This window comes from Pseudomonas violetae (assembly GCF_023072615.1).
Lineage (GTDB): Bacteria > Pseudomonadota > Gammaproteobacteria > Pseudomonadales > Pseudomonadaceae > Aquipseudomonas > Aquipseudomonas violetae.
The window spans coordinates 1-11,128 of record NZ_JAKNRW010000066.1 but is presented as its reverse complement, the minus strand read 5'-3'; the positions used below and the strand labels follow the sequence as shown (position 1 = coordinate 11,128).

The following is an 11,128-nucleotide window of genomic DNA, read 5'->3' as shown; positions in this document are numbered from 1 at the left end:
CGAAGCGGCCCCAGTTTCGGCGACGCCATTTAACACGCAGACCGCATGCACAGGTTTTGGGGCTGCGAAGCGGCCCCAGTTTCGGCGACGCCATTTAACATGCAGACCGCATGCACAGGTTTTGGGGCTGCTGCGCGGCCCAGCGCGAGCAAGCTCGCTCGCCACAGGGGGGGTGGGTCTGTTGGGTTGCGTGTGGTCAGGGGATCGCTGTTTCGAGAACCCGCAGCTGCCGCTATACCCGTGGCGAGGGAGCTTGCTCGCGCTGGGGTGCGAAGCGGCCCCAGTTTCGGCGACGCCATTTAACATGCAGACCGCATGCACAGGTTGTGGGGCTGCTGCGCGGCCCAGCGCGAGCAAGCTCGCTCGCCACAGGGGGGGTGGGTCTGTTGGGTTGCGTGTGGTCAGGGGGATCGCTGTTTCGAGAGCCCGCAGCTGCCGCTATACCCGTGGCGAGGGAGCTTGCTCCCGCTGGGCTGCGAAGCGGCCCCAGTTTCGGCGACGCCATTTAACACGCAGACTGCATGCACAGGTTTTGGGGCTGCTGCGCAGCCCAGCGCGAGCAAGCTCGCTCGCCACAAGGGGGGGGGCGGCGACGCCATTTAACATGCAGACCGCATGCACAGGTTTTGGGGCTGCTGCGCGGCCCAGCGCGAGCAAGCTCGCTCGCCACAGGGGGGGCTGTTGGGTTGCTCCGCTATACCCGTGGCGGAGTTTAGTAGCTGGCCTGCACACAGCGGCGGTGTTTGCTAGCCGAGTTGCACACAGGAGCACTGTTTGCTAGCCGACTTGCATCCTCTGCGCCTACACTGCCGATCCCGCAAAGGAGCCCGCCATGCTGATTGTTGCCGACGAAAATATCCCGCTACTCGATGCCTTTTTCGAATCCTTCGGTGAGATCCGCCGGGTGCCAGGGCGGTGCATTGATCGCACCACCGTTGAACAGGCCGACGTATTGCTGGTGCGCTCCGTGACTAACGTCAACCGCGCATTGCTCGAAGGCAGCAAGGTGCGGTTTGTCGGTACCTGTACCATCGGCACCGATCACCTAGACCTGGACTACTTCCAGCAAGCCGGCATCACCTGGTCGAGCGCCCCCGGTTGCAACGCCCGTGGCGTGGTCGACTATGTGCTCGGCAGTCTGCTGACCCTGGCCGAAATCGAAGGCGCGGACCTCAAACAGCGCACTTATGGCGTGGTCGGTGCCGGTGAAGTGGGCGGTCGCCTGGTCAAGGTCCTGCAAGGCCTGGGCTGGAACGTATTGGTCTGCGACCCGCCGCGCGAGGCCGCTGAGGGAGGCGATTTTGTCAGCCTCGAACAGATCATCGAGCACTGCGACGTCATCAGCCTGCACACGCCCCTGAAAAAACATGGCGCGCAGTCAACCCGGCACCTGTTCGACAGCAATCGCCTGAGTCAGCTCAAACCTGGCACCTGGCTGATCAACGCCAGCCGCGGCCCGGTGGTCGACAATGCAGCCTTGCGCAACGTGTTGCTCCAGCGCGAAGACCTGCAGGCGGTGCTGGATGTCTGGGAAGGTGAGCCTGAGGTGGATGTGGCGCTGGCGGATCTGTGCGTGTTGGCAACTCCGCACATTGCCGGTTACAGCCTTGACGGCAAGCAGCGCGGCACGGCGCAAATCTATCAAGCCTTTTGCGATTTTCTCGGGCAGCCTGCGGCTGTCAGCCTGAGTGATCTGCTGCCGACACCCTGGTTGGCTCAGGTCACCCTCAACGCCCAAACCGACCCCGCCTGGGCATTGGCGATGTTGTGCCGCGGGGTGTACGACCCGCGCCGTGATGACGCGGATTTCCGTCGCAGCCTTGTAGGAAGTGTGAGCGAACAGCGTGCGGCGTTTGATGCGCTGCGCAAGCATTACCCGTTGCGGCGGGAGATTGATGGGTTGCAGGTGCGGGTTGAGGGGGCGTCGGTGGAGTTGCGGCGGATCGTGGCGGCTTTGGGGGCTGCGGCACTTTGACGACCGAGTTGGCCCAATCGCGGGCAAGCCCGCTCCTACAGGTCGTGCGTCAATGTTGAAAGCGCATTAATCCTGTGTGCGGGCTTGCCCGCGATAGCCACACCACCCATCTCAAACAGTACCCATAAAAAACCCGGCCATCAGGGCCGGGTCAAGAAGACGGGGCTATATCAATCTTGCCTACCTGAACCGAGCATTGACTCCTCGTGCTATTGCTGGACCCTCTCTTCTCAGTACTCCTACAATTTCTTGTCGAGATAGACCTGCTTGTCGAAGCTCAGCAGTGCGCACATCCAGAGCCGCAACAAATGCTTGTTGTCGGAGTTGAACAAAAGCTGGTTCTGCGGATCGTGTGCCGTCCATACCCGTTCTGGGACGAGTCCCCGTTGCATCACCGCCCCCTCTAACCGGTTGGTGGGGGCGTCTAACCACTTTCCCATTGCCATCACGGAATGTAACCCAGATGTTGCCCTTGCTGTCTCGACGCATTCCCTGCCGTTGAGTGTCAGGCGTGGACGCTCTGAGTGGCATATTTGGGGTATGTGAGGTAGTGGAGGCCGTTGATCTATTCGCCAGGGTGGTTAATCCATCTCTTTGCGCTCCTGCGACATACCCCTCATGGTGCTTAACGGTGGTCGTGCCGATATTGCCTATCGCGGGATTGTTATTGCCCCTGGGACCCGGTGCTCCCAAGACGAGTGCTCCGATACTGGCTAATGCTGAAGATTGACTTGAGGCAGCAGTTGCCGAGGGCGCACCCCCAGCCTGGCCGAGTTCATACCTGGCCTCGTCTCTCTTGATACCTGCGCTCATAGAGCGACTATGCCGGGCATTGATGCTTGCTTGCGACCCTCCGGATAATGAAATATTTCTGGAGTAAAAGTCTCTAACCACTCCAAAAATCGAGTGCCCCGTCGGATCTGAAAAATTCACCGGATCCCCTGTGCAGAATATGTAGGCGTTTAATCCACCGCTGCCAAATGGGCTCCAACTGTCTGGGCTATGAAAACGCATCAATCGGGGGTTGTAGGCACGGTAGCCCTTGCCCAGCAAATACCAGCCAATAGGCGTCTCGCGTAGTTCACCGTTGAAACCCAGGCTGGTAGCGACTTCCTGTTGCGCTGAGTGTTCGCCATAGGCGCAGTAGGCGATGGAATTGAGCTGACCCCCTGCCAGCTCGGCAATTATCGAATTTTGGTCATTGGTTGCCAGCAGTACGGTACGTATCGAGCGTGAGGAAGTTTGATTTTCAGCAGGTGAGTGGGGCATGACCAGCTTCCTGGTTGAAGGGGAGATTCGGATGACGTCTCTAGTTTGATCGCGTTAGGTAGTGTTGAGAACTAGCAGAACTGCTAGGGCGGTTTCACTCTGGCGTTGGAGCTGCTGAAAGGCCAATCAACTACTGGCCAAGTAGCGTGGGCTAACACTCGATAGCTACTGTGGGAGCTTCCCCATCTCAAACAGTACCCATAAAAAACCCGGCCATCAGGGCCGGGTCAAGAAGACGGGGCTATATCAATCTTGTTTGGCAGGCTCGACCAATAACTTCTCCAGGTTGCGGCAAGCGTCCTGGATCATCTCTTCAGTGATTGGCAATTCGCGCCCCTGCTCGTCGATAATCGAGCAACCCAGAGACTGGTCGGGCTGTGTACGAATCACTTCAATCTTGTCGTTGCTGCATTGTTGCAAGGACATGGCCTGTCTCCTCATCAGGTTGTGTGCTTACTATAAAACCGCTTAGTGACCGGGCTGTGACAGTTCCCTGCGGTCTTTCCTGAGCGTCATCGACAGTCCACCAGAAATAGCGCAGGGTTGCCACCCGGACTTTAGACCAATAGCGTCTAGGACTTAGGCCTTGCGGTCATAATTAACCTGACTCATTTTGATTTGCGCAAGTTCCCTTCAAACCACCGCGCCGTGGCGTACCTGGATGATTCATATGCTTTCTGCCCGTCACCGTCGTGCCATTCGCCTGACCAGTCGTTTCCTTGCACCTTACCGCTGGCCGGCCCTCGGCGCGTTGCTGGCGCTGATTGTCACGGCGGGCATCACCTTGTCCATGGGGCAGGGCATTCGACTGCTGGTAGATCAGGGTTTCATGACCCAATCGCCGCATCTGCTCAATCAATCCATCGGGCTGTTCATGCTGCTGGTAGGGGGGTTGGCCATCGGCACCTTTGCGCGTTTTTATCTGGTGTCGTGGATCGGCGAGCGGGTGGTCGCGGACATTCGCCGGCGGGTGTTTAACCACCTCGTGTATCTGCACCCCGGTTTTTACGAAGACAATCGCAGCTCCGAGATCCAGTCGCGCCTGACGGCCGACACTACCCTGCTGCAGTCGGTGATTGGCTCTTCGCTGTCGATGTTCCTGCGCAATTTGCTGATGGTGATCGGCGGGGTCATCCTGCTGTTTATCACCAACCCCAAGCTCACCAGCATCGTGGTGGTCGCGTTGCCGCTGGTGATCGCGCCGATCCTGATCTTCGGCCGGCGAGTGCGCAGCCTGTCGCGCATGAGCCAGGACCGCATTGCCGACATCGGCAGTTACGTGTCCGAAACCCTCGGCCAGATCAAGACCGTGCAGGCCTATAACCATCAGGTCCAGGACGAGCAGCGGTTTGCCGTGACGGTGGAGCAGGCCTTCGAGACCGCGCGCAAGCGGATCTTCCAGCGTGCCTGGCTGATTACCCTGGTGATCGTGCTGGTGCTGGGCGCGGTTGGGGTGATGTTGTGGGTGGGTGGCATGGACGTGATTGCCGGGCGGATTTCCGCGGGCGAGTTGGCGGCTTTCGTGTTCTACAGCCTGATCGTCGGCAGTGCTTTCGGCACCTTGAGCGAAGTGATCGGTGAGCTGCAACGCGCCGCTGGCGCCGCCGAACGCATTGCCGAGTTGCTGCGTTCGGAGAACATCATTCAGCCGCCGTCCTCGGGGCTGGTGACCCTGCCCGAGCGGGTAGCCGGTGATCTGGTGTTGCAGGATGTGCGTTTTTCCTACCCCTCGCGACCGGACAGCTACGCGGTCGATGGCCTGAGCCTGACCATCCATGCGGGCGAAACCCTGGCATTGGTCGGGCCTTCGGGCGCTGGCAAGTCGACGGTGTATGACCTGCTGCTGCGCTTCTACGACCCGATCGCCGGGCGCATCCTGCTCGATGGTGTGCCGCTGACCCAGCTCGATCCCCTGGACCTGCGCCGCTGCTTCGCGCTGGTCTCGCAAAACCCGGCGCTGTTTTTTGGCAGTGTGGAAGACAACATTCGTTATGGTCGACCGGATGCGACCCTGGCCCAGGTGCAGGAAGCGGCAAAAATCGCCTATGCCCACGACTTCATCGAACAGATGCCCGACGGCTACCAGACCCACCTCGGCGATGGTGGCCTGGGCTTGTCCGGCGGCCAGCGCCAACGCCTGGCCATCGCCCGAGCGCTGCTGGTGGATGCGCCCATTTTGCTGCTCGACGAAGCCACCAGCGCCCTCGACGCCCAGAGCGAACACCTGATCCAGCAGGCGCTGCCGGGCCTGATGAAAAACCGCACCACCCTGGTCATCGCCCACCGCTTGGCCACGGTGAAAAATGCTGACCGCATTGCGGTGATGGATCAGGGGAAACTGGTGGCGGTGGGGACGCATCAGGAGCTGATCGCGGGGAATGCGTTGTATGCAAGGTTGGCGGCGTTGCAGTTTAGCGATGGGCATGAGATGCGGGAATGAGAGCTGCTGAATGCAGTCGGGTTCGGGCAGTATGTCGGCCTCTGTTACTCGCCTGAATGAGGATATGAGCCGTTACCAACCACCGTTGACCTTGACTACAAAAATGCTGGGGTTGATCGGGCGTTTCCGCCAGGCTGGTCTGGGGATTTACCGCGGCGAGAAGTTGGTCCACAGGGCGCCGCCGCCAAGCCGTGTTTCGCACTTGATGGACGATCTGTTGGCAGCGCTCGCCCTGGTTCATAAAGCGACCTTTCGCGCCAACTATCTTAAGCCCGCGTTGGCGTCGGGCCTGATTGAAATGACCGACCCGGATTCCCCCCGTAGTCCTGCCCAGAGGTATCGCCTCACCGAAACCGGAGAGCGAGCAGCGGCGCTGCACAAACCCAAATAGATTTCGCAGATCAAAAAAATGCCCGCATTTCGTAATGCGGGCATTTTTTTCAACGGATTAATCCACCCTCACTGATCATCAAAATACCGCTCATGCCAATCCACCAACGGCTGCGGTGAGTTCAGCTTCTGCCCGTAGATCACTGAATACGACAACACGTTCTGCACGTACTGCCGTGTCTCATCGAACGGAATGCTCTCGACCCACACGTCAAAACTCAGGTGATCAGCGCCGCGCAGCCACTTGCGCACGCGGCCCGGGCCGGCGTTATAGGCGGCGGAGGCGAGCACGCGGTTGCCGTTGAACTGGGCGTGGACCTGGCTCAGGTAGGCGGCGCCAAGCTGGATGTTCTTATCCGGGTTGAGCACTTGCTGAGGCGAGGCCAGGGGAATGCTGAACTTGCGCGCAGTTTCCTTGGCGGTGGCCGGCATCAGCTGCATCAGGCCGCTGGCGCCAACGCCGGAGCGGGCGTCGTCCATGAAGGCGCTTTCCTGGCGAGTAATGGCAAATACCCAGCTGGAATGCAGGCCGCGAACCTTGGCTTCGCGCACCAGGGTTTCGCGGTGGGCCATGGGAAAGCGGATGTCCAGGTCATCCCAGTACTGCGCCTGGCTGATGGTGCGGATCGCCGGGAAATACCATTTCAGGTCGTAGGCCAGTTTGGCCTGCGCGACCATTTCATCGCGGTTGAAGTGGCGGCTGACGTGATACCACTCGCGACGACCGTCGACGATCTGCCCGCGGGCATGGAACTCCAGCGCGCGCCGAATGCCCGGTGTGCTGCGGACCTTGTTGACCAGCGCCTGGCTTAGCACCAGCGGTTTGTTGTTCAACGAGTAGGGCGATTGCGAACGATCGGCGGCGAGAAAACCATAGAAGTCACGCTCGCGGGCGAGGTCCTTGTAGAGCGTTTGCACTTGCGGGTTCTGCGGTTGCGCCAGTTCCAGGCTGCGGGCCTGCCAGTAGCGCCAGCGGTTGGTGGTGGCCAGGTCCTGGGGCAGGCGGCGGGTCAGCTGATAGGCATCATCCCAACGCGCCAGGCGCAGGAGCAGGCGCAAGCGCCATTCGGACACGGTATTGTCGCGCAGTTCCGGGTCGTATTTGGTCATCACATCAAGCGCCCGGCCGTCGAACCGGCGGGCGAGGGTCAAGCCGATTTCCCGGGCAATGGCGACTTTTTCGTCGCGGGAAAAATGCATGCTGCTTGCATAGCCATCGAGCAGGGCCATGGCCTTGTCCGGATCCTGGCGCGCCAGGCGGCGCAGGCCAAGGCTGACGACGTCGGACATCGGTCCGTCGGCCGGGGTGAAGCGTGACGGCTGGTTCAGTAGCTCGGGTTTTTGCGCTACGTCTACCAGTAACCGGCCGCGCGGGGCGAGGGTGGTAAGGCCGTTGACCAGGCTGTTGGCCAGCGGAAAATTGCGCGCCTGGGCTGCGAGCTTGGTGCGTTCCCAGCGTTTCTGTTCAGTCAGTTGACCATCGGCGGCCCATACCCCGAACAAGCCATCGCAGGCCGCCGGGAGGGATTTGCCGGTCAACCACAGTTTGTTGGCGTTGGCGTAGCCTTCGGATTTCTGGTTGTGGCCAATCTGGTATTGCGCGTTAAGGCAGTCCAGCTCGGTGAAGTTGAGCTTGGGGTCGTAGTACTTGACGAAGGGGGCCCAGTCGCCGCGTTCGGCTAGCCAGCGCAACCAGCGTAGTTTCATCCAGTTGGCCTGGGGCAGGTCGCCGTGCTCGGCGAGGAATTTCTCGATTTCGGCATTGCTCGCGGTTTTCAGGCGCGCAGTCAGCTCGTCATACGCCAGGTAAGGTTCCAGCGGATAATCGGCCAGGGCCTGGCTGTAGCGCAAATAAGGACCGGTGTCGCCCTTGGCCAACGCGCGTTTGGCTTCGTCGTAATACTGACGCTGGGTGGACAGGTCTACCGCCTGGGCTGATTGGATGGCAGAGGCAGAAAGAAGCAAACATGAAAAAAGACTGAAAAGGCGACTGCGCATGAGACATCCGGGCAGAGAAAATCATGACAAGTGCGGGCCGCGCCCACACTGAATAATCTGTAGCTTAGCCTTTTGCCGGCGGCGGGCGAAAGCTTTGCCGACCTCTTGGCATCAGTTCGCAACATTTGTCATGCAGAGTGCCCCAACATTGAAATTGCCGGCCTTTTGAAGCCTCAAGTCAGGTAGAATGCGCGCCCGGTTTTTGGAGAAGCTCATGACCCTGCTCAAATTCAGCGATGTGTCCCTTGCTTTCGGCGCTATGCCGTTGTTGGACAAGGTGTCCTGGCAGATCGCCCGTGGAGAGCGGGTGTGCATCATCGGCCGCAACGGCACTGGCAAGTCCAGCATGATGAAGCTCGTCAAGGGCGACCAGAAGCCTGATGAAGGCTCTGTCTGGCGTGCACCCGGCCTCAAGATTGGCGAATTGCCGCAAGAATTGCCGGTAGCCGACGAGCGGACTGTATTCGACGTAGTGGCTGAAGGCCTGGACGGTGTGGGCGAGTTGCTCGCGCAGTATCACCACCTGAGCCAGAACATCGTCACCGACGCCGATCTGGACAAGCTTATGCACGTCCAGCACGACCTCGAAGCCCGTGACGGCTGGCGCTTGCAGCAACTGGTCGACAGCACCTTGAGCCGCCTGCAACTGCCGGCCGACAAGACCCTGTCCCAGTTGTCCGGCGGCTGGCGTCGTCGCGTCCTGCTGGCCCAGGCCCTGGTTTCCGAGCCGGACCTGCTGCTGCTCGACGAGCCAACCAACCACCTAGACATCGGTGCAATCGCCTGGCTCGAAGAAGCGCTGAAGGATTTCCAGGGCGCCGTGCTGTTTATCACGCACGACCGTTCTTTCCTGCAGAACCTGGCCACCCGCATCCTCGAACTGGATCGCGGCGGCCTGATCGACTGGAACGGCGACTACGCCAGCTTCCTCGTGCACAAAGAGGCGTCGCTGGCGGCTGAAGAAACCGCCAACGCGCTGTTCGACAAAAAGCTGGCCCAGGAAGAAGTCTGGATCCGCCAGGGCATCAAGGCCCGTCGCACCCGTAACGAAGGCCGCGTCCGCGCATTGAAAGCCTTGCGCGTTGAACGCAGCGAACGTCGCGAGCGCACCGGCAAGGCCAACATTCAGCTGGACACCGCTGACAAGTCCGGCAAGCAGGTCATGGTCCTCGAGAACGTGAGCTTTGCGCACCCGGGCGGTCCGTTCCTGATCAAGGATTTCTCGATGGTTCTGGCGCGCGGCGACCGTATCGGTCTGCTCGGCGCCAACGGTACCGGCAAGACCACGCTGCTGAAGCTGATGCTCAGCGGTCTGCAGCCTACCAGCGGCACAGTGGAAGAAGGGACGCGCATCGACGTGGCCTACTTCGACCAGTTGCGCCATCAGTTGGACCTGGAAAAAACCGTGATCGACAACGTGGCCGAAGGTCGCGATTTCATCGATATCGATGGCCAGAGCCGTCACGTGCTGAGCTACCTCGGCGACTTCCTGTTCAGCCCGCAGCGTGCCCGCACGCCGGTCAAGGCGCTGTCGGGTGGTGAGCGTGCGCGTCTGTTGCTGGCCAAACTGTTCAGCAAGCCGGCCAACCTGCTGGTGCTCGACGAACCGACCAACGACCTCGATGTGGAAACCCTCGAGTTGCTGGAAGAGGTCCTGCTGACCTTCAACGGCACCGTGCTGATGGTCAGTCACGACCGGGCATTCCTCGACAACGTGGTGACCAGCACCCTGGTCTTCGAAGGTGAAGGCAAGGTTCGCGAATACGTGGGTGGTTATCAGGACTGGCTGCGTCAGGGCGGCTCGCCGCGCCTGCTGGGCGTGACCGAGAGCAAGTCTGGCAAAGCCGACCTGACCTCCGCGGTGGTGACTGCCGAGGCGGCGCCTGTAGCTGCTGCGGTTGAAGCGCCAGTGGCCAAGAAGAAACTCAGCTACAAGCTGCAGCGCGAGCTGGAAGCCTTGCCGGGCCAGATCGAAGCCATGGAACAGCAGATCGCCGCCGTTGAAGCGCAAATGGCTGACAGCGCTTTCTATCAGCGTCCTGCGGCGGAATCGGCTGCAGTGATTGCGCAGCTGGAACAGTTGCAGGCCGAGCTGGAAGTGATGGTGGAACGTTGGGCCGAGCTGGATGCCTGATTGACCCCGCAATAAAAAAGCCCGGCGTTCAGTGATGAGCGCCGGGCTTTTCGTATGCAACACGGTCAACAAGCTGGCGGCGTGCCCCTGTAGGAGCAAGCTCGCTCGCGAAAAACCGGCGTGCCTCTGTAGGAGCGAGCTCGCTCGCGAAAAACCTGAGAGCGCCGCAGGCTGCCAGCGTTATCGTTAGCGATCATCGCGAGCAAGCTCGCTCTTACAAGTTTTTGGTTTGCAGGCGCACCGCCAATACGTCGCAAGGCGCGCCGTGCAGCACGTCGTTGGCGGTCGAGCCCAGCAGCAGGGCCAGGCCATGGCGGCCATGGCTGCCGACCACGATCATGTCGCAGCCTTGTTCCTTGGCCAGGTGATGAATCTCCTGTCGAGGCTGGCCGTAGGTCAGGTGGCTGTACTCCTTGGAGAGCTCAGGGTACTTCACGATCAGGCGATCAAGACGCTCCCGGGCCTGGTCAAACTGCTGTTGCTGCAGTTGCGACAGGTCCATTGGCACGTCGCCGCCAAAGGCCATGGCCATCGGTTCGACGATGTGTACCAGGGACAGCTTGGCGCCGTTGCTTACCGACAGTTCGCGAGCGCGGTGGATAACAGGATCGCACTCTTCGGTTAGATCTACAGCGACCAGAATATGGTTGTAGGGCATGAGCTGCTCCTCCTGAGGATGGCAATAGTGATAAGTATGGCTGGTTTCAAGCGCAGTGGTTCCAAAGTGGCCCGGACGCGCTCATTTAGAAAACGATGCCTGTAAAAACGGAGTACTGATATGACGGTCTGGATAGTGGTGTCAATCCTCTTGGTGGTCTTGAGCCCGCTGGCATGGTTGCGGCCGTCCCGTGGCCAGAGCGGTCGCATGGCCCTGCGCATGGAGGCGCGACGCATCGGCCTGGCCATGCAGTTGGCGCCCGTG

At 60.4% G+C, this 11,128-nt stretch carries 7 protein-coding genes and 3 pseudogenes; 5 read left to right on the top strand and 5 right to left on the bottom strand.

Going from position 1 to position 11,128, the window contains the following annotated elements; translation table 11 throughout:
• Positions 1-832: 832 nt before the first annotated feature.
• Entirely contained in the window at positions 833-1,975 is a 1,143-nt protein-coding gene (pdxB, locus tag L9059_RS29955; protein ID WP_247295529.1) for a 4-phosphoerythronate dehydrogenase PdxB, read from the top strand.
• Positions 1,976-2,214: 239 nt separating this feature from the next.
• On the opposite strand, the gene L9059_RS29950 is transcribed toward pdxB, so the two are convergent.
• The 3 genes and pseudogenes from L9059_RS29950 to L9059_RS29945 all read right to left on the bottom strand — a co-directional run bounded on the left by L9059_RS29950 (position 2,215) and on the right by L9059_RS29945 (position 3,670).
• Complete coding sequence (locus L9059_RS29950) at positions 2,215-2,367, bottom strand: hypothetical protein (protein WP_247295508.1); 153 nt, start codon at positions 2,365-2,367, stop codon at positions 2,215-2,217.
• A gap of 526 nt (positions 2,368-2,893) precedes the next feature.
• Positions 2,894-3,244 (bottom strand): annotated as a pseudogene (locus L9059_RS31170) (RHS repeat-associated core domain-containing protein); the annotation flags it as partial.
• A gap of 246 nt (positions 3,245-3,490) precedes the next feature.
• Complete coding sequence (locus L9059_RS29945) at positions 3,491-3,670, bottom strand: PA1571 family protein (protein WP_247295505.1); 180 nt, start codon at positions 3,668-3,670, stop codon at positions 3,491-3,493.
• Positions 3,671-3,914: 244 nt separating this feature from the next.
• On the opposite strand from L9059_RS29945, the gene L9059_RS29940 reads away from it, so the two are divergent.
• On the top strand, positions 3,915-5,684 hold the full coding sequence (locus L9059_RS29940) for an ABC transporter transmembrane domain-containing protein (protein WP_428480308.1): 1,770 nt from the start codon (positions 3,915-3,917) through the stop codon (positions 5,682-5,684).
• A 205-nt stretch (positions 5,685-5,889) separates the two neighbouring features.
• Positions 5,890-6,075 (top strand): annotated as a pseudogene (locus L9059_RS31165) (Fic family protein); the annotation flags it as partial.
• 68 nt (positions 6,076-6,143) lie between these two features.
• Here L9059_RS31165 and L9059_RS29930 read toward each other — a convergent pair.
• The gene (locus L9059_RS29930) at positions 6,144-8,072 is read right to left on the bottom strand and encodes a transglycosylase SLT domain-containing protein (RefSeq protein ID WP_247295480.1); all 1,929 of its coding nucleotides are present in this window, start codon (positions 8,070-8,072) and stop codon (positions 6,144-6,146) included.
• A gap of 214 nt (positions 8,073-8,286) precedes the next feature.
• Between L9059_RS29930 and L9059_RS29925 the strand changes: the two genes are divergently transcribed.
• Positions 8,287-10,206, top strand: a complete 1,920-nt coding sequence (locus L9059_RS29925; protein WP_247295477.1) for an ATP-binding cassette domain-containing protein — start codon at positions 8,287-8,289, stop codon at positions 10,204-10,206.
• Between the two features lie 214 nt (positions 10,207-10,420).
• Here the strand turns inward: L9059_RS29925 and L9059_RS29920 are convergent, their stop codons facing one another.
• Entirely contained in the window at positions 10,421-10,864 is a 444-nt protein-coding gene (locus L9059_RS29920) for a universal stress protein (protein WP_247295474.1), read from the bottom strand.
• Positions 10,865-10,984: 120 nt separating this feature from the next.
• Here L9059_RS29920 and L9059_RS31160 point away from each other — a divergent pair.
• Positions 10,985-11,128, top strand: a pseudogene (locus L9059_RS31160) (hypothetical protein); the annotation flags it as partial.